This is a genomic window from Edwardsiella anguillarum ET080813 (assembly GCF_000264765.2).
GTDB classification, from domain to species: Bacteria; Pseudomonadota; Gammaproteobacteria; order Enterobacterales; family Enterobacteriaceae; genus Edwardsiella; species Edwardsiella anguillarum.
Map to the genome: position 1 here is coordinate 295,472 of NZ_CP006664.1, position 20,078 is coordinate 315,549.

General features: G+C 62.3%; 20 protein-coding genes and 1 tRNA gene. 11 read left to right on the forward strand and 10 right to left on the reverse strand.

Annotation, left to right across the window (positions count from 1 at the left end; all coding sequences use genetic code 11):
• Positions 1-8 precede the first annotated feature (8 nt).
• The gene (gene fruK, locus ETEE_RS01325) at positions 9-947 is read right to left on the reverse strand and encodes a 1-phosphofructokinase (RefSeq protein WP_012849132.1); all 939 of its coding nucleotides are present in this window, start codon (positions 945-947) and stop codon (positions 9-11) included.
• The gene (gene fruB / locus ETEE_RS01330) at positions 944-2,080 is read right to left on the reverse strand and encodes a fused PTS fructose transporter subunit IIA/HPr protein (protein WP_034162563.1); all 1,137 of its coding nucleotides are present in this window, start codon (positions 2,078-2,080) and stop codon (positions 944-946) included. Before fruB ends, fruK begins: the two co-directional genes overlap by 4 nt.
• Before the next feature lie 271 nt (positions 2,081-2,351).
• On the opposite strand from fruB, the gene ETEE_RS01335 reads away from it, so the two are divergent.
• The 4 genes from ETEE_RS01335 to glnQ all read left to right on the forward strand — a co-directional run bounded on the left by ETEE_RS01335 (position 2,352) and on the right by glnQ (position 5,318).
• Entirely contained in the window at positions 2,352-2,780 is a 429-nt protein-coding gene (locus ETEE_RS01335; protein ID WP_034162564.1) for a nucleotide triphosphate diphosphatase NUDT15, read from the forward strand.
• Between the two features lie 334 nt (positions 2,781-3,114).
• Positions 3,115-3,861: a glutamine ABC transporter substrate-binding protein GlnH gene (gene glnH / locus ETEE_RS01340; protein WP_034162565.1), complete on the forward strand. Its 747-nt coding sequence runs from the start codon at positions 3,115-3,117 to the stop codon at positions 3,859-3,861.
• A gap of 81 nt (positions 3,862-3,942) precedes the next feature.
• Positions 3,943-4,599 carry a glutamine ABC transporter permease GlnP gene (gene glnP, locus ETEE_RS01345; protein WP_012849138.1) on the forward strand — a complete coding sequence of 219 codons (657 nt, stop codon included), beginning with the start codon at positions 3,943-3,945 and terminating at the stop codon, positions 4,597-4,599.
• Entirely contained in the window at positions 4,596-5,318 is a 723-nt protein-coding gene (gene glnQ / locus ETEE_RS01350; protein WP_034162566.1) for a glutamine ABC transporter ATP-binding protein GlnQ, read from the forward strand. The genes glnP and glnQ overlap by 4 nt, the downstream gene beginning before the upstream one ends.
• A gap of 43 nt (positions 5,319-5,361) precedes the next feature.
• Here the strand turns inward: glnQ and rlmF are convergent, their stop codons facing one another.
• On the reverse strand, positions 5,362-6,291 hold the full coding sequence (rlmF, locus tag ETEE_RS01355) for a 23S rRNA (adenine(1618)-N(6))-methyltransferase RlmF (protein WP_034162567.1): 930 nt from the start codon (positions 6,289-6,291) through the stop codon (positions 5,362-5,364).
• 188 nt (positions 6,292-6,479) lie between these two features.
• Here rlmF and ETEE_RS01360 point away from each other — a divergent pair, with 188 nt between their 5' ends.
• The gene (locus ETEE_RS01360) at positions 6,480-8,330 is read left to right on the forward strand and encodes an extracellular solute-binding protein (RefSeq protein ID WP_081926385.1); all 1,851 of its coding nucleotides are present in this window, start codon (positions 6,480-6,482) and stop codon (positions 8,328-8,330) included.
• On the opposite strand, the gene ETEE_RS01365 is transcribed toward ETEE_RS01360, so the two are convergent.
• From ETEE_RS01365 to rsuA, 3 genes are all read right to left on the reverse strand, one after another.
• Positions 8,305-8,652, reverse strand: coding sequence for a YejG family protein (locus ETEE_RS01365; protein ID WP_034162718.1), 348 nt, complete (start codon positions 8,650-8,652; stop codon positions 8,305-8,307). The two genes, ETEE_RS01360 and ETEE_RS01365, sit on opposite strands and share 26 nt — an antisense overlap.
• 183 nt (positions 8,653-8,835) lie before the next feature.
• Positions 8,836-10,074: a Bcr/CflA family multidrug efflux MFS transporter gene (locus ETEE_RS01370; protein WP_049703834.1), complete on the reverse strand. Its 1,239-nt coding sequence runs from the start codon at positions 10,072-10,074 to the stop codon at positions 8,836-8,838.
• On the reverse strand, positions 10,040-10,747 hold the full coding sequence (rsuA, locus tag ETEE_RS01375) for a 16S rRNA pseudouridine(516) synthase RsuA (RefSeq protein WP_034162569.1): 708 nt from the start codon (positions 10,745-10,747) through the stop codon (positions 10,040-10,042). The genes ETEE_RS01370 and rsuA overlap by 35 nt, the downstream gene beginning before the upstream one ends.
• A 245-nt stretch (positions 10,748-10,992) precedes the next feature.
• Here rsuA and ETEE_RS01380 point away from each other — a divergent pair, with 245 nt between their 5' ends.
• From ETEE_RS01380 to rplY, 3 genes are all read left to right on the forward strand, one after another.
• Positions 10,993-11,235 carry a YecH family metal-binding protein gene (locus ETEE_RS01380; RefSeq protein ID WP_034162570.1) on the forward strand — a complete coding sequence of 81 codons (243 nt, stop codon included), beginning with the start codon at positions 10,993-10,995 and terminating at the stop codon, positions 11,233-11,235.
• Positions 11,235-12,995, forward strand: a complete 1,761-nt coding sequence (gene radD, locus ETEE_RS01385) for a DNA repair helicase RadD (RefSeq protein WP_034162571.1) — start codon at positions 11,235-11,237, stop codon at positions 12,993-12,995. The genes ETEE_RS01380 and radD overlap by 1 nt, the downstream gene beginning before the upstream one ends.
• A 137-nt stretch (positions 12,996-13,132) precedes the next feature.
• The gene (gene rplY, locus ETEE_RS01390) at positions 13,133-13,417 is read left to right on the forward strand and encodes a 50S ribosomal protein L25 (protein WP_034162572.1); all 285 of its coding nucleotides are present in this window, start codon (positions 13,133-13,135) and stop codon (positions 13,415-13,417) included.
• A 96-nt stretch (positions 13,418-13,513) separates the two neighbouring features.
• On the opposite strand, the gene yejK is transcribed toward rplY, so the two are convergent.
• On the reverse strand, positions 13,514-14,518 hold the full coding sequence (gene yejK, locus ETEE_RS01395; RefSeq protein ID WP_034162573.1) for a nucleoid-associated protein YejK: 1,005 nt from the start codon (positions 14,516-14,518) through the stop codon (positions 13,514-13,516).
• Positions 14,519-14,688: 170 nt separating this feature from the next.
• Between yejK and ETEE_RS01400 the strand changes: the two genes are divergently transcribed.
• The 3 genes from ETEE_RS01400 to ETEE_RS01410 all read left to right on the forward strand — a co-directional run bounded on the left by ETEE_RS01400 (position 14,689) and on the right by ETEE_RS01410 (position 17,001).
• A complete protein-coding gene (locus tag ETEE_RS01400; RefSeq protein WP_012849148.1) occupies positions 14,689-14,916 on the forward strand; it encodes a YejL family protein in 228 nt (75 codons plus the stop codon).
• A gap of 40 nt (positions 14,917-14,956) precedes the next feature.
• Positions 14,957-16,711 (forward strand): LPS biosynthesis-modulating metalloenzyme YejM, encoded by a 1,755-nt coding sequence (gene yejM / locus ETEE_RS01405; RefSeq protein WP_034162574.1) that lies wholly within the window; start codon positions 14,957-14,959, stop codon positions 16,709-16,711.
• Positions 16,712-16,924: 213 nt separating this feature from the next.
• Positions 16,925-17,001: transfer RNA gene (locus ETEE_RS01410), tRNA-Pro, on the forward strand.
• Between the two features lie 170 nt (positions 17,002-17,171).
• Here the strand turns inward: ETEE_RS01410 and ETEE_RS01415 are convergent.
• The 3 genes from ETEE_RS01415 to ETEE_RS01425 form a co-directional block, all read right to left on the reverse strand.
• Positions 17,172-18,116: a GGDEF domain-containing protein gene (locus tag ETEE_RS01415; RefSeq protein WP_225865096.1), complete on the reverse strand. Its 945-nt coding sequence runs from the start codon at positions 18,114-18,116 to the stop codon at positions 17,172-17,174.
• 238 nt (positions 18,117-18,354) lie between these two features.
• Positions 18,355-19,641 (reverse strand): phosphopyruvate hydratase, encoded by a 1,287-nt coding sequence (gene eno, locus ETEE_RS01420; RefSeq protein ID WP_034162576.1) that lies wholly within the window; start codon positions 19,639-19,641, stop codon positions 18,355-18,357.
• Positions 19,642-19,656: 15 nt separating this feature from the next.
• Complete coding sequence (locus tag ETEE_RS01425; RefSeq protein WP_034162577.1) at positions 19,657-20,076, reverse strand: universal stress protein; 420 nt, start codon at positions 20,074-20,076, stop codon at positions 19,657-19,659.
• Positions 20,077-20,078: the final 2 nt, after the last annotated feature.

Genomic DNA, 20,078 nt, shown 5'->3' on the forward strand with positions numbered 1-20,078 from the left:
TTCCGCAATCAGTTAAAAGGATCGAGCTCCACGCGTGCCATCATCGCCGCCAGCTGCGTGCGGTCGCTGATGCCGACATTGCTCTGACTGACCGCCAGGGCAGAAACCGCCGTAGCCAGCCGCAGCGTGTGTTCACTGGACTCCCGCATCATCAGGCCATAGATCAGCCCGCCGACCATCGAGTCACCGGCACCGACGGTGCTGATAACGTCCACCTCAGGAGGCTTAGCCAGCCAGGCACCAGAGGCGTTGACCCACAGCGCCCCCTCTGCGCCCAGCGAAATCACCACGTGGGCAATCCCCTGATCGCGCAGCGCGTGGGCGGCACCGACGACGTCCTCCAGCGTCGGCAGCGCCCGGCCAGCCCAGATTTCCAGCTCGCGGCGGTTGGGCTTCACCAGCCAGGGGGCCGCCTTCAGCCCGGCGACCAGCGCCTCGCGGCTGCTATCAAAAATGATGCACGGGCACTGACTGCGCAGGCGGCGCATCCAGTCGGTAAAATCATCCGCCGCGACGCCGGCCGGCAGGCTGCCGCTGACGCACACCATATCAAACTGCCCGAGCCAGCTCAGGGAGTCATTCACGAAGCGATCCCAGTCGCTCTTGCTGACGTCGAAGCCGGAGAAGTTAAAGTCGGTGACCGCCCCATCCTTCTCGGTCAGCTTTACGTTGATACGGGTGCGCCCCGGGACTACCTGAAAACGGTTGGCGATGCCCAGCTCGCTGAACAGCTGCTGAAATCCATCCTGGTTATCCTTGCCCAGGAATCCGCCCACGGTCACATCGATGCCGAGATCCTTCAGCACCTTGGCAACGTTAATCCCCTTACCCGCGGCGTGCAGCCCGGCGGTTTGTACCCGGTTAACCTCACCGCGCTCAATCTCCGCACAGTAGCCAACCAGATCGTAGGCTGGGTTTAAGGTGATGGTTGCAACTCGTCTACTCATGATATTTCCTCGCCAAGGCCATTCGCGATGGCCTGACCAATAACGTCCAATGCCTGCTGCGCATCACTGCCGCTGGCAGTAAAACGCAGACGATGGCCTTTTTTAACCCCCAGTGCGACAACCTTCATCAGACTGCGGCCATTGACCGGAACCCCGCTGCCATCAAGGTTGGCAACGGTTATCTGGCTTGCAAACTGCTTAATGGTATTCACCAACTGCGCGCCCGGTCGGGCGTGCAGGCCATGCTCATTACGAACGGTAAACTCGGCACTCAGAGACTCATCGCTCTCCGTCAGCTCGCTGGTCAGCAGCGCGACGATCTCTGCCGGGGTCTGCGCCGTCAGCAAACGTTCAGCCTGCTGACGCTGCAGCAGACGGCTCAGGTAGTCCAGCATCCCCTCTGGCTGCGCATCGGCCATCGCAACGGTCAGCAGCAGCGCCACCGGCTCCCCATCTAGGGTAAAGGGCTGACGCGGACGCGCCAGCGCCGCCGCGCTGGCCTGAACACCCAGCGCGCTGTCGCAGAGCCAAATGCCCTGCCCCAGACACAGCGGCGCGCGACGGATGACATCGCTGACAAACTCGCCGCCGACCGCCTCCACCTGCTGCAGGCGCCCGGCGTTCAGCGCCTGTAGCGTCATCAGGCTGTCGGTCTCCACTCCCAGCGTCACCATGCTGATATCAAAGCGGAATTCAGCTACGCTGCGCTCACCCAGCAGCAGGCTGCGCAGCGTCTCCGCCGACGTGGTCTGCGCCAGCTCCCGGCTTACGCCGTCGTCGCTCAGCACGTGGGTCAGCTGACGCAGCAGCGTCAGATGCTCATCGGACTTGGCTGCGATGCCGATCACCACATAGGCCCGCTGTCCCTCGCCCCACGCCACCCCCTGCGGAAACTGAAACACCTGAACCCCGGTGTTCAGCACCTGATCCCGGGTATCCGTCGTGCCATGGGGAATCGCGATACCGTTCCCCAGGTAGGTCGGCGTCTGCTTTTCGCGCTGCAGCATGCCCTGTACATAGCCCTCGCCAACGTAGCCCGCCGCGACCAGCGCCGCCGCCACCTGCCTGATGGCCTGCTCTTTACTGTCAGCCTCGGCTGCCAGATGGATATCCTGTAGAGTCAGATGAAACATAGATGCTCCTCGTCCGTCATACCACGTGCGCCGCCGGCGAATTGAATCGTTTCAGCGTTGCGGGATAAAAAAACCGGCGTTACCGCGAGATCGCCGTGATTCACCACGCTGAATCGTTTTTGTGAGTGTGGTCCGACGCGCGTCGTTACGCAAGGACTTCCCGCCGCATCTGTACAGATTTTAGACCTTCAGCACATTTTTGCTGAAGTTTGTTGTCAGCGCTGCTGACGTGCGACAATACGCGCTGAAATTTGCTGATGGAGAAACAGACATGACGGTAAAGGTGGGGGTCGGCGTGATTATCGTGAACGCCGCCGGCCAGATTTTACTCGGAAAACGCTGCGGCAGCCACGCGCCTTATTGGTCGATCCCCGGCGGCCACGTAGAACAGGGGGAAACCTTTGAACAGACGGCGATACGTGAAGTGGCCGAGGAGTGTGGGCTGCACATCGATACGCCGCGCTTCGTCGGCGTGACCAATAACCTGCGAACCTGGCGTGACGAAGGGGTGCATAACGTCTCTATCATTATGCAGGTCAGCGCACCGGCAGCGGCGGCCCCCCAACGCTGTGAGCCGGATAAATGTGAACGCTGGCAATGGTGCGATCCGCGTCAGCTGCCGCAGCCTTGCTTCGACGCCTGTCAGCAGGGCGTTCAGCTGTGGCTCACCCAGCAGGCCTATTGCGCTACGCCGGCGTAGCGACGCTGCGGTGCGGTCAAAACCGCACCGCTCCAGTGCACTCCCCACGCTGAACAAAAATAAAGCAATATGAGTAAGATAATCTTCTCTCGCACCACCCTTATCCGCTACTGCACCAAAACAGTTAACGTATAAGCCGCCATCGCACCAATATCGACCACAATGCACTTAAATAGTGCACCCCCTCACCCCGCGCCTGCCTCAGCGCTGCGTATTTATGCCAGTGATAAATATAACCACTTGATAATAAATACAAATAAATAGTTGGCACGTTTTTTTCATTATATCCCGAGCAAACACAAGCGGCTTATCGCAAAGACAAGGAACCATTACGATGAAAGCAATGTTGAAAGCCTCCGTGGCAGCCCTGGCGCTGGCCTTCGCCGTCAGCGCTCAGGCGGCGGAAAAACCGCTGATCGTCGCCACAGATACGGCGTTCGTCCCATTCGAATTTAAAAAGGGCGATAAATATGTCGGTTTCGATATCGACCTGTGGGATGCCATAGCCAAGCAGCTGCACCTAAGCTATACGCTGAAACCGATGGACTTCAGCGGGATCATCCCCGCGCTGCAGACCCGTAACGTGGATCTGGCGCTGGCCGGCATCAGCATTACCGAAGAGCGCAAGAAAGCCATCGATTTCTCCGACGGCTACTACAACAGCGGCCTGATGGTCATGGTGAAGAGCGATAACGCACAGATCCACGGAGTGAAGGATCTGGACGGCAAAGTGCTGGCCGTGAAGAGCGGCACGGCCGGCGTAGACTATGCAAAGGCGCACGTAAAGAGCCAAGATCTGCGTCAGTTCCCTAATATCGATAACGCCTATCTGGAGCTGGCGACCGGCCGCGCCGACGCCGTCCTGCACGATACCCCCAACATCCTTTACTTTATTAAGACCGCGGGCAACGGTCAGTTTAAGGCCGTCGGCGACTCGCTGGAGGCTCAGGCCTACGGCATCGCCTTCCCGAAGGGCAGCGATGCGCTGCGCGAGCAGGTCAACGGCGCGCTGAAGACCCTGAAGGCGAATGGGACCTACGCGGTTATCTATAAAAAATGGTTCGGCGTCGAACCGAAGTAATGCTTTGGGCGCCCGCTGGGCGCCCCTTTGCCCTCGCGGGCGTTGCACGGTAACACATACGGTTTTACCAGGAGAATCGACATGCAGTTTGACTGGAGCGCCATCTGGGATGCCATCCCGCTGCTGCTGGAAGGCGCCAAACTCACCCTCTGGATCTCGGTGCTGGGGCTGCTCGGCGGCCTGATCATCGGCCTGGCCGCCGGCTTTGCGCGCGCCTTCGGCGGTTGGCTGAGCAACCACATCGCCCTGGTGTTTATCGAGCTTATCCGCGGCACCCCCATCGTGGTGCAGGTGATGTTCATCTACTTCGCCCTGCCGATGATGATGCCGCTGCGCATCGACCCTTTCAGCGCCGCCGTTATCACGATCATGATCAACTCCGGCGCTTATATCGCCGAAATAACCCGCGGCGCGGTGCTCTCCATTCACAGCGGCTTCCGCGAGGCGGGGCTGGCTCTGGGCCTCTCTCGCCGCGATACTCTGCGCTATGTGATCATGCCGCTGGCGCTGCGCCGCATGCTGCCCCCGCTGGGGAACCAGTGGATCGTCAGCATCAAGGACACCTCGCTGTTCATCGTCATCGGCGTGGCCGAACTGACCCGCCAGGGGCAGGAGATCATCGCCGGAAACTTCCGCGCCATGGAAATCTGGAGCGCCGTCGCCGTGATCTACCTGATCATGACACTGGCCCTGAGCTTTGTCCTACGCCGTCTTGAAAAAAGATTGAAAATCATATGATTGAATTTAAAAACGTCGATAAAAGCTTCGGACAGACCGCCGTTCTGCACGATATCAACCTGCGTATTCAGCCGGGTGAGGTGGTCGTGATCATCGGCCCCTCCGGCTCAGGGAAGTCGACCCTGCTGCGCTGCATCAACAAGCTGGAGGTCATCAGCCGCGGTCAACTGCTGGTGGACGGGATGGACGTCAACGATCCTAAGGTGGATGAACGCCTGATCCGCCAGGAGGCGGGGATGGTATTCCAGCAATTTTATCTGTTCCCCCACCTGACCGCGCTGGAAAACGTCATGTTCGGCCCCATCCGGGTGCGCGGCATGGGCCGGGCCGATGCCGAGCAGCGCGCGCGCACCCTGCTGGCCAAAGTGGGGCTCTCCGAGCGCGCCCACCACTATCCGTCGGAGCTCTCCGGCGGGCAGCAGCAGCGGGTGGCGATCGCCCGTGCGCTGGCGGTCAAGCCCAAGCTGATGCTGTTTGATGAGCCGACATCCGCGCTAGATCCCGAGCTGCGCCATGAGGTGCTGACGGTGATGAAAGACTTGGCCGAGGAGGGCATGACCATGGTCATCGTCACCCATGAGATCGGCTTTGCCGAAAAGGTGGCGTCGCGGCTGATCTTCGTCGATAAAGGGCGTATCAGCGCCGACGGCAGCCCGCAGCAGCTGATCCATACGCCGCCCAACGAGCGTCTGCGCGAGTTCCTGCAGCACGTCGCGTGATCGTCCGTCGGGGACCGCCCGCGCAGGCGGCCCCGGCGCGATCTCAGAATCGCCAGGCGATAAAGCGGCTCACCTTCTGCCCCTGCGCCATCGTCACCTCACGCATCTCCTTCACCGGGATTGCGCGCAGCGCTCTGCGCAGCGCCGGCAGCGTCTCCCGTCGGGACACCAGCGAGGTAAACCACCCCACCTGCGTCGCAAACGCGCGGCTCTCCGCGATCATCCGCAGAATAAACGCCTGCTCACCGCCGTCGCACCACAGCTCATCCGCCCTGCCGCCAAAGTTCAGTCGCGCCGCCTGCGGCGGTCGCAGCCCCAGGTTGGTCAGCTTTCTCTGGCTACCCGCGGCGGCCTCCGCCGCGCTGCGGTGAAAGGGCGGATTGCACATCGTCGCGGCGTAGTACTCTCCGGCCTTGATAATCCCCTGAAAAATCGCCTGCGGCTGACGCTGACGACGCAGGCGAATCCGCGTGCCCAGTGCCGGATTGGCCCGGATGATGGCCGCCGCGGCCGCCAGCGCCTGCGCCGAAATATCGCTGCCGGTAAAGCGCCAGCCGTATTCGGCCTGCCCCAGCAGCGGGTAGATGCAGTTGGCGCCGGTGCCGATATCCAGCACGCAGGTCTGCGCGCCGCGCGGAATGGCACCGTCAGAGCGGGTGCTGGCCAGCAGATCGGCCAGATAGTGCAGGTAGTCGGCCCGGCCCGGGATCGGCGGGCAGAGAAACTGCGCAGGAATATCCCAGTGCGTAATGCCATAGTCCTGCGCCAGCAGCGCCCGGTTGAGCGCCCGAACCGCCTGCGGATCGGCGAAGTCGATGCTTTCGCCGCCGCCCGGCATCGCTCGAACAAAGTCTCCCAGCGCGGGAGAGATCCGGCACAGCGCCGCCATGTCGTAGCGGCCATGGTGGCGGTTACGCGGGTGCAGACCCGCTTTCTGGCGCCGATCCGGCGGCGTGACTGGCTTATGGTTCATGATTCACTTCGGGGGAGTCGCTCAAACAGGGCGGCAAGTATACCCATTTCAGCGCCGGACACCTACCCTCCTGCGCTTTCCTTCTGCAACCCGTCGCGGGGTGGCGTATACTGCGCGCACGGAGAGTGACCGCGTCGATCCCGCCCGCGGCGATCGCCTGCGCTCACCGGTTATGGAGCCAGTTTCCCATGCGCTTACCCGCCCTGCTCGGTTCGATACTGGGACTTATGCTGCCCCTGCTCTGTGCGGCAGCGCAGCCGGACACCATCGACGAACGCTACGCCATCGCCCTCCGGGGCGAGGCCAAATACGCCGCGGGCTTTAGCCACGTTGACTATGCCAACCCCGCCGCGCCCAAGGGGGGCAGCCTGCGCCTGGCTGCGATCGGCAGCTATGACAACTTTAACCCCTACGCCGCATACGGCACCCCGGCCATCCGCAGCGCGCGGCTGTTCGATACCCTGTTCAGCCCCTCCGCCGATGAGCTCGACAGCGCCTATCCACTGATCGGCGCCTCGATCCGCTACGATCGCCGTTTCCGCTGGGCCGAGGTGGCTATCAACCCCGACGCCCGCTTTCAGGACCGCACGCCGATCGCCGCCCGGGACGTCGTGTTCAGCTTTCACGCGCTGATGACCCAGGGCCCCGCGGCCTTTCGTCAGCGTTTTCAGGGCGTCACCCTGCGCCCCCTCTCGCCGTTGACCATACGCATTGAGCAGCCATCCCCCGACAAGGCGCGCATTCTGGCGCTGCTGACCCAGCTGCCGATCCTGCCGCAGCACGCCTGGCATCGGCGATCGCTGCGTCATCCTCTGCGCCAGCCGCCCATCGGCAGCGGCCCCTATCGCATCGTCCGCTACCGCCTGGGCCACAGCGTCACCTATCAGCGACTAGCCGACTATTGGGCGGCCAATCTGCCGATCAACCGCGGACGCTATAACATTGATACCCTGCACTATGTCTACTACCCCAGCCAACGGGCGGCGCAGGCGGCCTTTCTGCACGATCGGATCGATGTGTGGCTGGAGACCTCCCCGGCCCGCTGGGCGAACCAATACCCCGAGCGCCGCGTAGCCCGCGGCGAGATCGTCAAGGCCGATATTCTCAGCCACGCAGCCCAGGCAACCCGCTGGCTGGCGTTCAATAACCAGCTTCCCCTGTTCCGCGACCGACGGGTACGGGAAGCCATCTCGCTGGCCTTCGACTTTCCGACGCTCAACCGCCGCCTCTACCACGGCGACTACCGGCGCGCCGACAGCTATTTCCAGAATACCCCCTACGCGGCGCACGGCTACCCCAGCGCCGCGGAGCTGCTCTGGCTCGCCCCCCTTCAAGGCGAGGTACCGTCCGCCGTCTTCCTGCGGCGCTACCGACCGAACGGAGAAGGTGCCCTGGCCGACCCGCGGCGGGCGCAGGCGCTGCTAAGGCAGGCCGGCTGGCAACGCCACGGCCCATGGCTGGTCAATCAGGCGGACGGGCGGCGCTTTGCCTTCACGCTGCTGCTGCCGTACGGCAGCCGGCTGCACTACGTCGGCCCCCTGCGCGACAGCCTGGCCCGTCTGGGGATCGACATGCAGATCCGCGAGGCGCCGCGCGGTCAGTTCAGCCGCCTGGCCCGCCGCCATGCCTTCGGCATGATCCCGCTGATCTACCCGGCGACCCCCTTTCCCTCGCCGGCGCTGCTGACGCGCTGGGGATCCCGCTACGCCGATGGCCGCGGCAATATCGCCAACGTCCGCAATGGCGCGGTCGACGCGCTGCTGGCCCACATCGCAGCGCAGCAGCGCTCGCCCGATGCGCTGCGGGCGTTGGGCCGGGCGCTGGACAGGGTCTTAACGTGGAATGCGTTTATGCTGCCGCTGTGGTATTCCGACCACCGGCATCTCGCCTATTGGAACCGGTTTACGATGCCGGCGCAGCGGCCGCGCTACGGGCTGGGATTGGATTATTGGTGGTATGACGTGAATCGTGCGGCGCGTCTGCCGCCTCAGGGGAACGCCGGGGCCGGCGGTGTCACAGAAACGCGTGCGCCGCGATAGGCTCCGCGATCGCCACCCCGTCATTCTTCAGGCGGCACATCACCGTACTCTCATCCTCGGGATCGACAAACAGACAGGGCTCGCCGTCAAGCGCGACGATAGCGCAGGCGACGGGCATCTCCTGCAGGGAGAGATACATGTCGCGCATCACCTGCCAGGCACTCTCGCCGCGCTGGCTCAACAGCGTCAGGCCGATCAGCCGGTCGGCCGCGCCCTGCGCCTCCGGATCCGGAATCGGTTCGACCTGGACGCCGGTGCGCCCAGACGCCCAGCGGTAGCGCCGCGGCAACCGATGAACTATCGACAGCTGGGGATTGTTCACGTTAATACCCTGATGATAAACACGGCACAATTTTTTCACAAAAAACTCACACCGTAAATGCTGAATCGCGTAAATTCGTACAAATAACCGATTGACAGCGATTAATTTCGTTAGAATTGATTACATACCATCAACATTGTCGGTATTTTCACCGCCACGGCGACGGGGGGAGCCCCGCCGCCGTCAGGCCAGCGGACACCGAACGCCGCGCGCCGCGTACAGAAAGAGCGCCATGGCCAGGGTACTGCACAGCGCCATCGACCCGACCAGCGGCCAGGCCGAGACGATCGGCAGCTGCGCCAGCAGCGCGCCGATCAGCGCGCTGAGGCCAAAGCGCAGGGTGCCGGCCAGCGAGGCCGCCGTCCCCGCCATATGGGGAAAGCTATCCAAGATCACCGCCATCGCGTTGGAGGTCACCATGGAAATACAGCCGACATAGGCCGCCACCCCGAACACCAGCGGCCAAAATCCTAGCGCCAGCAGCACACAGGCCACCAGCCAAGCGCCCATCACAAACTGCACCAGCAGCCCAACGCGCAGCATCGCCTGCGCGCCGTAGCGACGCACGTTACGGCTGTTAATCAGGGTCATCAGGAACAGAAACAGAATATTCAGGGCAAAATAGTAGCCGAAATGCTGCGGCGAGACGCCGTGCAGGTCGATATAGACGAAGGGGCCGGCGCTGAAGAACGAAAACATCCCGGAGAAGGAGAACCCGCTGGCCAGCATGTAGCACAGCACGCGACGGTGGCGGAACAGCGCGACGAAATTGGTCAGGGTGGCATACAGCCGGAACGGCTGACGCCGCGCTCGCGGCAACGTCTCGCGGATAAACAAGGCCACCAGCAGCGTCGCCAGCAGCGCCGCTGCCGCCATCACCCAGAAAATGGCGTGCCAGCTAAACCACAGCATCAGCGCGCCGCCCAGCAACGGCGCCAGCAGCGGGGCTATGGTCATGACCAGCACCACAAACGACATCATGCGCGAAAATTCATCCTTACTGAACATATCGCGCATCAGGGCGTTGATCACCACGCTGGCGGCCGCCGCCGCCAGCCCATGCAGCAGGCGCAGGGCAATCAGCTGATCGATGCTGTGCGCCAGCGCACAGGCGGCCCCGGTCAGGGCAAACAGGAGGGTGCCAAACAGGATCACCGGCTTACGCCCAACGCTGTCGGCCAGCGGGCCGTAAAACAGCTGACCGCAGGCAAAGCCCAGCGTATAGGCGCTCAGGGTCATCTGCACATCGCCGCCGGATACGCCAAACTGCGCGGCGATGACCGGCAAACTGGGCAGATACATGTCGATGGCCAGCGGCATCAGCATCGACAGCAGCCCCAAGATCAGGATAAGCCTCAGGTGAGACCCGCTTTGCACACCGGCCTCCTTATGCCCTAGCGGCCAGTACGCTGGCCACCTCATCGTCGCTCAGCGCGCGGTACTCGCCGGGCGCCAGCGCCGCATCCAGCGCAATAGCGCCGATACGCTCGCGGTGCAGCCCCACCACCCGGTTGCCCACGGCGGCGAACATGCGCTTCACCTGATGATAGCGTCCTTCGCTGATGGTCAGACGGACATGATGCTCGTCGAAAGCCTCCAGCTGCGCCGGCTTGGTCAGCTCTGTTTCACCGTTCAACATGATCCCCTGGGCAAACTGCGCCGCGGTCTGCGGCGCCAGCGGCTGCTCCAGCGTCACCAGATAGCTCTTCTCACAGTGGTGGCGCGGCGAGGTGATGCGGTGCGACCACTGCCCGTCGTCCGTCAGCAGCACCAGACCGGTGGTGTCCAGGTCCAGACGCCCGGCGGCATGCAGCTTCTCCGCCATCGGCTCATCGATAAAGTAGAGAATGGTGGCATGGTCCGGATCGTCCGTCGAGCAGACGTAGCCCTCAGGCTTATGCAACATGAAGTAGCGCGGCCCGGTGATAAACGTCAGCACGTTGCCCTCATAGGCGACCTCCTGATCCGGCGTGACCTGCAGCGACCCGCTGCGGGAGACGACACCATCGACGGTGACGCGCGCAGCCCGCAGCTCGCGGATCACCAGTGAGCGGCTGATCCCCAGCTGCTGGGAAATAAATTTGTCCAGTCTCATGAAACCTGCTCTGTTATAACCAAGGCGAAATAAAAACCGATATCGTCCGCGGCGCTGTCCCGAGCGCGGGATCCCCCGCTGCCGCGGCGAACGTAGACCGCTCAGTCTACCATAAGGCCCATACCGCCAGCCATCGCCGCGCAGGAGGCGACGCGCGACGCTGGATCTCGCGCGCCCGATGGGTAAACTGGATCCCGTCCGCCGCGCGGACACCCAATTTTCCCCTTCCAGCCAGAGGTTACACTATGTCCGCATCCATTCACGGCCACGACGTCATGCGCATGATGCTTGCCAGCGAGACGCCCTATACCCGCGATGCCCTGATCGCCGCCATCGGCCAGCGCTTCGGCGCCGATGCCCGCTTTCACACCTGCTCCGCCGAGGATCTCAGCGCCGCCGAGCTGGTGGACCTGCTGGCCAAACGCGGTAAGTTTGTCCCCGCCGCAGGTGGCTTTACCACCCGTGCGGATAAAATCTGCCGCCACTGATGGCCTTTACCCTGCGGCCATACCAGCGTGAGGCCGTCGATGCCACGCTGGCCCACTTCCGGCGCCACCGGGAGCCGGCGTTGATCGTGCTGCCGACCGGCGCCGGGAAAAGCCTGGTGATCGCCGAACTGGCCCGCCTGGCGCGCGGACGAGTCCTGGTACTGGCCCACGTTAAAGAGCTAGTGGCCCAAAACCATGCCAAATATCAGGCCTGGGGGCTCGAGGCCGACATTTATGCCGCCGGGCTGAAGCAAAAGGGCAGCCAGGCCAAAGTGGTCTTTGGCAGCGTCCAGTCGGTCGCACGCAATCTGTCCGACTTCGATGCCGCCTTCTCCCTGCTGATCGTCGATGAGTGTCACCGCATCGGCGACAGCGAGGAGGGACAGTACCAGCAGATACTGCAGCACCTGCGCGGCCATAACCCGCAGCTGCGGCTGCTCGGGCTCACCGCGACCCCCTACCGACTCGGCAAGGGCTGGATCTATCGCTACCACTATCACGGCATGGTACGCGGCGACGAGGCGTGTCTATTTCAGGACTGCATCTACGAGCTGCCGCTGCGCTATATGATCCGCCATGGTTTTCTGGTGCCGCCGGAGCGGCTGGACATGCCGGTGGTACAGTACGATTTCAGCCGTCTACAGCCGTCGGAGGCCGGGCTCTTCAGTGCCGAGGATCTCAATCGAGAGCTGCGCGATCAGCAGCGCATTACGCCGCACATCGTCAGCCAGATCGAGGAGTATGCGGCCACCCGGCGCGGCGTGATGATCTTCGCCGCCACCGTCGAGCACGCCCAGGAGGTGCTGGGCCTGCTGCCAGCGGGCAGCGCGGCGCTGATCAGCGCGCAGACGCCCCATGACGATCGCGACGCGATCATTCGCGATTTCAAGGCGCAGCGGCTGCGCTACCTGGTCAATGTGGCGGTGCTCACCACCGGCTTTGACGCGCCGCACGTGGATCTGATCGCTATCCTGCGACCGACGGAGTCCGTCAGCCTATACCAGCAGATCGTCGGGCGCGGCCTGCGCCTGTGCGACGGCAAGCAAGACTGTCTGATCCTCGATTACGCCGGTAACCCACACGATCTCTATACACCCGAAGTCGGCAGCCGCAAGCCCCACGGCGACAGTCAGCCGGTGCAGGTGTTCTGCCCCGCCTGTGGCTTCGCCAATACCTTCTGGGGCAAGTGTGACGAGCAGGGCCGTATCGTCGAGCACTACGGGCGGCGCTGCCAGGGCTATTTCGAGGACGACGAAGGACAGCGCGAGCAGTGCGACTACCGCTTCCGCTTTAAAAACTGCCCGCAGTGCAATGCAGAAAACGATATCGCCGCCCGCCGCTGTCATCAGTGCGCCGCGCTGCTGGTCGACGCTGACGATATGCTGAAGGCGGCGCTGAGGCTGAAAGATGCGCTGGTGCTACGCTGCGGCGGCATGCAGCTGCGCGACGGGGAGGATGCCAAGGGCGAGTGGCTGCAGATCACCTACTACGACGAGGACGGCGCCGACGTCAGCGAGCGCTTCCGCCTGACCACCCCGGCCCAGCGCACCGCCTTTGCCCAGCTCTTTCTCCGTCCGCACCAGCGGGCGCCGGGCTGTGAGCTGATCTGGCAGCGGGCTGCCGATATCGTGGCGCAGCAGGAGGCCCTGCGCGCGCCCGACTTCGTGGTGGCGCGCCGCCGGGGCCAATTCTGGCAGGTGCGGCAAAAAGTATTTGACTATCAGGGGCGTTTTCGCAAGGCGAACCAACTGCGCGGCTAATTTATTTGCCGTCCCGGCGCGGATCGGCTAGAATGCCGCCCGCCTTGTCGAGGGTGTCAGCCTAAGACTGGCGCACGATATCCCGTCTGCTGCTGGGTCGCCTGTAGCAGGCTTCATTTTTTTAAAGAGACAGATCAATGTTCACGATCAACGCTGAAGTACGTAACGAGCAGGGTAAGGGTGCGAGCCGCCGCCTGCGCACCGCCGGCAAATTCCCGGCAATCGTTTATGGTGGTAGCGAAGCCGCGCTGTCCGTTACCCTGGACCACGACTCCACCATGAACCTGTCTGAAAAAGACGGTTTCTACGCCGACGTTCTGACGCTGTCCGTTGACGGCAAAGAGATCAAAGTGAAGGTTCAGGCAGTACAGCGTCATCCGTACAAGCCGAAAATCACGCATATCGACTTCGTTCGCGCTTAATCGCCCGTTCGCGTCAGATGATAAAAAAAACGCCGCTCTGCGGCGTTTTTTTATGGTTCGCGCGGGGAAAAGGCGCGTTGTACGCGCCCTTCGCCGTTAACGCGCGCCGCCGTTGCGCTGCAGCTGATCTCGCAGGTTAGGCGGCGTCCCCTTGATCGTCAGGGTATCGGTCTGCGCATCCCAAAAGATACGTTCCCCCAGCAACAGAGCATCAAAGTTAATCGTCAGTCCACCGCCGCTGCCGGCAAACTTGGTCAGCTGACGCAGCGTGCTGCGATCCGCGGGGAAGCTCTCCTCCAGCTCGTAGCCGCGCTCGGCGGTGAACTGTTGAAAGTCCATCTCTCCGACGCTGGGGATCTCCCGCGACAGCGCCTCCAGCGCAATATCCTCCCCGGCCTGCAGCTGTTCGTTACAGTAGTCATACACCTGCTGGCGGCAGGCCTGGCGCTCATTTTTATCCAGCTGGCCTTCGCTACAGTAATCGCTCACCGCCTGCAGCAGGCCGCGGTTCTGCACCTTGGTATCCAGCCCCGCCTGGGCGCCTAAAAAGTCCATAAAGAAATCGGCCACCTTGCGCCCCACCCGCCCTTTCAGGTAGGAGAGGTAGCGCTGGGACTGCGGATTGGTCTCCCATTCGGTCATATCGATACGCGCGACGATGTCGGCATGCATAATGTCCAGGTAATGGGTGGTGCTCAGATCCAGCCGTTCGTTCACCCGCATGCTGCTGCAGTTATTGAGCACCGCGACCAGCAGGTAATCCACCGCCAGATAGCGATACTGACAGAACAACACGATCCCGCCCTCGGCAAACGGATATTTGGCCAGCTCATCGCGCAGGCGACCGGTCGCCGCACGGCTAAACTCCAGGAAGCTATCCTCTCCCTTGCGATAGTGAGTCAGCGCCTGCGCCAGCTCGCTCTCCGGGTTAAAGGTGCCATATGCCTTGCTTTTGGCACTGTAGACCCGGTGTAGCTCCGCCATCATCTCATCGACGGCGGCGCTCTTTTCCAGCAACGAGTCGCGCAGCACCACATCCAACTGTTGCTCATCGCGTTTAACCAATTGATGCAGTGCGATGTTCTCCAGATCCAGACTCATTGTTTGCTCCTGTTGTCCTCAGCCTGATACAGGCGCGTATTCAAGCACCGTTGCCGAGCACCCGCAAGCGCCTTTGTCCGCCGCCGCGCCTTCCCCTGCATAAAAGAGCAGAAAATCACGCGCCTATCGGGTAATATGATGGACTTTGTAAGTCATCGACGGTCACTTTTATGCCACAATCATCCCGTTACAGCGATCAGCGCGTTGAACAATTGCTCTCTGAACTGGTTAACGTATTAGAATCGCAGCATGCGCCCACCGATCTCTCCCTGATGGTGCTGGGCAATATGGTAACTAACCTGATTAACACCAGCGTCGCGCCGGCGCAGCGTAGCATGATCGCTCGCTCCTTTGCCGATGCGCTGCAGGCTTCCATTCGGGAAGATAAAGCCCACTGACCCTTCGGGTACAGAGATTCGACGGAAACAGACAGAGTTTATGGTAACGAACCGTCAGCGCTATCGTGAAAAAGTCTCCCAGATGATCAGTTGGGGGCACTGGTTCGCCCTGTTCAATATTCTGCTGGCGCTGCTGCTGGGCAGCCGTTATCTGTTTATTGCCGACTGGCCTGCGACCCTGGCCGGGCGCATCTATGCCATCGTCAGCTGGCTCGGCCACTTCAGCTTCCTGGGGTTTGCCACCTATCTGCTCACGCTGTTTCCGTTAACCTTTATTGTGATGTCGCAGCGCCTGCTGCGCTTTCTTTCCGCGGCGCTGGCCACCGCCGGGCTGACTCTGCTGCTGATCGACACCGAGGTATTCACCCGCTTCCACCTGCACCTTAATCCGCTGGTCTGGGAGCTGGTCGTCAACCCCGCGCAGGGGGAGCTCTCCCGCGACTGGCAGCTGATGTTCATCTGTGTGCCGGTGCTGTTTCTGATCGAGATGCTGTTCGGTACCTGGAGTTGGCAAAAGCTGCGCAGCCTCAACCGACAAACCTTTGGCAAGCCGCTGGCGCTGGTGTTTATCGTCTCATTCCTGGCTTCGCACCTGATCTACATCTGGGCGGATGCCAACTTCTACCGTCCCATCACCATGCAGCGCGCCAATCTGCCGCTCTCCTACCCGATGACGGCGCGGCGCTTCCTGGAAAAACACGGGCTGTTAAACGCACAGGCCTATCAGGAGCGGCTGATCCGCACCGGCAATCCGGAGGCGCTGGCCATTGAGTACCCGCTGGGCGAGCTGAGCTACAGCGACAAAGGCGCCGGGCTCAACCTGCTGGTGGTGGTCGCCGACGGCCTGCGGGCCGACTCGCTGCCACAGACCATGCCGGCGCTGGCCGCCTTCGGCGCACAGAACCTGCGCTTTACCCATCATTACAGCACCGGCAACGCCGTCGACAGCGGGCTGTTTGGTCTGTTTTACGGCATCTCGCCCAGCTACCTGGACAGTATTCTGGCCGGGCGTAAGTCGTCGGCGCTGATCGGCGCGCTGGCGCATCAACACTATCAGTTTGGCCTTTTCTCATCGGATGGCTTCAAGACCCCGCTGTATCGCCAGGCGCTGTTCAGCGACTTTACCCTGCCCGCACCGCAGAAACAGAGCGATGCCGCCACGGTGCGCCAGTGGGAAACCTGGCTGGATACCCAAACCTCCACCCATCCGTGGTTTGCCTATGTGAATCTGAACGGCGGCGGCGCGGACGACGACGGAACGCTGTCGGCCAGCCGCTATCAGCGCTCGGCTCAGCTGCTGGATGGTCAGATCGCCGCAATGATCGACGCCCTCCGCGCGCGCCAGGCGCTGAAAAACACCGTGGTGGTGATCACCGGCAGCCACGGCGTGGCGCTGGACGGCGAGGATCGCGCCGGCGGCGACTACAGCCGCGCCCGGCTACAGGTGCCGCTGATCATCCACTGGCCGGGCACCTCGCCGCAGTCCATCGCCAAGATGACCAATCATGAAGATATCATGGCCACGCTGATGCAGCGCCTGCTGCACGTCGACAGCCGGGCCGCCAACTACACCCAGGGCGAGGATCTGTTTGCCGCCGTGCGCCGTCACGACTGGCTGACACTGGGCAGCGGCGGCGATCTGGTTATCGTTACGCCACAGCAAACCATCGTGCTCAACCGTAATGGCACCTACCGCGCCTACGATCGCGACGGCCGCGAGCTGACGGGCGAGCGGCTGCAGCTACCGCTGCTGCTACAGGTATTGACCGACGTGAAGCGATTTATTGCCAACTAGGGCGCGGTCCGTAACGGGCAGTGAGCGTCTCTGGAACAAGGCGCGAGCGGCGCCGGACGCTATCGATGCGTGCCAAGCCGGGCGCAGCGCAGGGAAAATACCGCGCCGCCGCGCAATACCACGACAAAAGGCGGCCGATTGCCTAAAACAACGGCAAACGGTGCGATCACGGCTTGCAAATGTCAGAAAAAAAGGTAGTATACACAACCAGTTCGGCACGTAGCGCAGCCTGGTAGCGCACTGTCATGGGGTGTCAGGGGTCGGAGGTTCAAATCCTCTCGTGCCGACCAAAATTCCCTAAAAAAACCAACCTCCGCGGTGGTTTTTTTACGTCTGTGCCTCCGCGGGCGCACGTCTATCCGCTGCGGCGTCTACCGCCGGATTTCCCGCCCTCCCCCGGGCCACGCCGCACCGCCCTAGGCTCATAGCCCAACGATCGGCGCTCCCCATCGCCGCGGCCTCACGGCGGCGGCGGGCTCCAGCGATAGCGGTTACGCCCGGCGTCTTTCGCCTGATACAGCGCGCCGTCCACCCGCGCCACAAAATGCGCCAGCGTTTCACCAGCCGCATAGCTCCCCACGCCGATGCTTACGGTCAGCCCGCGCTGTTCGGTCACCCGTACCATGCTGGCCTGCTGCAGCAAGCGCGCCGCGCGGGTCTCTAGCCAGGCCCGATCCTCGCTCTCCAGGATCACGGCAAACTCCTCGCCGCCGATGCGGGCCGGAAAGGCCGGGGCGACGAACTCACTGTGCAACACGCGGCCAAACTGACACAGCACCCGATCGCCGACGGCATGCCCAAACTCATCGTTAATCTGCTTAAAGTGGTCAAGATCGATAATAAACAGAGAGAAGTGGCGCGGCAGCGGCTGCGACATCAGGCTGGTGTAAAAATGGCGCCGGTTGGGTAGCCCGGTCAGATCGTCAAACAGCGCCAGGTAGCGCAGCCGCCCCCGCACCCGGGCAAGGTAGCGCAGGGTACAGATGCCGCCCCAGGCGCACATCACCATGCCGATAGCGCGCAGCACGTCCTCCAGGTTACCGAGCCACACCGGCTGCTGCACTATCTCATCCAGCACATCCAGCACCCCGCTCAGTATCCACAGGGTCAGGCCGCTGTTCAACACCCAATAGGAGCGGCGATCCAGCGCAGAAAACTGCACCGCGACCAGCATCAGCAAAACGGTCAGGTACTCCACCAGCTCCAGCGAAAAGGCAAAACCATTAAAGCGCTGCACCGGATAGTGCGGCAGATACAGCAGGTGCAGCATGATCAGCAGCAGCAGCAGTAGCCCAAGAGACAGCAGATACAGCGCCCGTAGCCGGGTGAAGCCGCGCCGCGGCAGCATCGGATCGCTATATTCCGCCATGGAACGCAGGCGCCTGTCGCCGAAAAGATCCCTCATCCCTGCCGCCTCGTGGTGGAGTAATCGTTAGATACACTTTTAATCTATTGAAATTATTATATATATTTACTTAAACTCTATCATGATAACTATAGTTAGCAAGCCGCAGATTGACAACTTCTTCTTTTCATCTGCGCACGACGGCGCGACCACGCTGGGCAAAGGGGGAGACTGAGGGGAAGGCGCTCGGAGGCCCAAAGCGGCGTGACGGGCGCCACGCCGTCGCAGAGGGACGCGATTAGGCGTGGGTAAAGGCGCGTTTGCCGGCAAACTGCGCCGCGGCCCCCAGCGCATCTTCAATGCGCATCAGCTGGTTGTATTTTTCAATCCGCTCGCCGCGGCACGGCGCACCGGTTTTCAGGTGACCAGCGCGCAGCCCGACGGTCATGTCGGCGATAAAGCTGTCCACTGTTTCACCGCTGCGGTGGGAGATGAAGGTGCCCCAGCCGTGGCTGTGGCACAGCTGTACCGCGGCGATGGTCTCACTCAGGCTGCCGATCTGGTTCAGCTTAATCAGCGCCGCGTTGGCCGCCGCCTCATCGATACCGCGCTGGATATAGCGTACGTTGGTGACAAACAGATCGTCGCCCACCAGTTCAATCCGCTGTCCCAGGCGGGCATTCAGGTGACGCCACCCCTCCCAGTCGTTTTCCGCCAGCCCATCCTCCAGCAGCACGATGGGGAACGCATCCAGCAGCGCAGCATAATAGTCGGTCATCTCCTGCGCGTCGAGCTGGCGCCCCTCGCTGCGCAGATGGTAGCGCCCGTCCTGATAGAACTCGCTGGACGCCGGATCCATGCAGATCACAATATCCTCACCCGGGCGGTAGCCGGCGCGCTCAATGGCCTGGACGATCAGCGCCAGAGGCTCACGGTTCGAGCTGACGTGCGGTGCAAATCCACCCTCATCGCCGACGCCGATGCTCAGGCCGGCATCCAGCAGAACCTGACGCAGCGCCTGGTAAACCTCGCTTCCCCAGCGCACCGCCTCGCGCAGCGATGACGCGCCCCACGGCGCGATCATATACTCCTGAAAATCTGCCCCCTGCCAGCGCGCGTGTACCCCGCCGTTGATGATGTTCATGCAGGGAACCGGCAGCAGCGTCGCCCCAAGACCGCCGATATAGCGATACAGCGGCTGCTGGGTCAGCTGGGCCGCCAGGCGCGCGCAGGCCAGGGAGACGCCCAAAATCGCGTTGGCCCCCAGCGCCGATTTGTTATCGCTGCCGTCCAACGCCAGCATACGAGCGTCCAGCGCCGCCTGCTCACGCACGTCAATCCCTTGCAGGGCGCTGCGGATCGGGCCGTTAACGTGCGCGATCGCCCGCTGCACGCCGCGGCCGCCAAAGCGTCCCGGATCGCCGTCGCGCAGCTCTACCGCCTCGCGCGATCCGGTGCTGGCGCCGGAGGGCACCGAGGCGCGCGCCCACGCGCCGCCCTGCGACGTCACATCCACTTCTACCGTCGGGTTTCCGCGTGAATCCAGGATCTCCCGGGCCACCATACTCTCGATTAAAAAGCTCATGCTGCACTCCAGCCCTTAAAGGTGTTTAACCAGAACGTCGGTCTCAAGGCCATTGATAAAATCAAACGAGGTAGAGACAAACTTGGCTAGCGCGCGGTTATGGTGACCCAGCATCAATAAGTCGACCTGCTGAGCGCTAACGAACTCACGCAGATCGTCCAGCGCATCCATGGAAACGATCTGCTCGGCATCGATAGGGTAGTCCTGCTGGTGCACCAGTGACATCAGCACCTGGCGGGCGTCATTAAGGCTTTGCTGCTCCATACGCGTCAGATTGACATCCAACATACCGCGCAGCGCGGCCAGATCACCGCGGATATGCCCCAGCGTCAGCCGGGCATCATTTTGCCGGGCAACCTGGCAGGCGTGCGGCAGCAGCCGCTCGCCGTCGTGGCGGCCATGAATCAAAACCAGAACATGGTGATATATCTTCATCG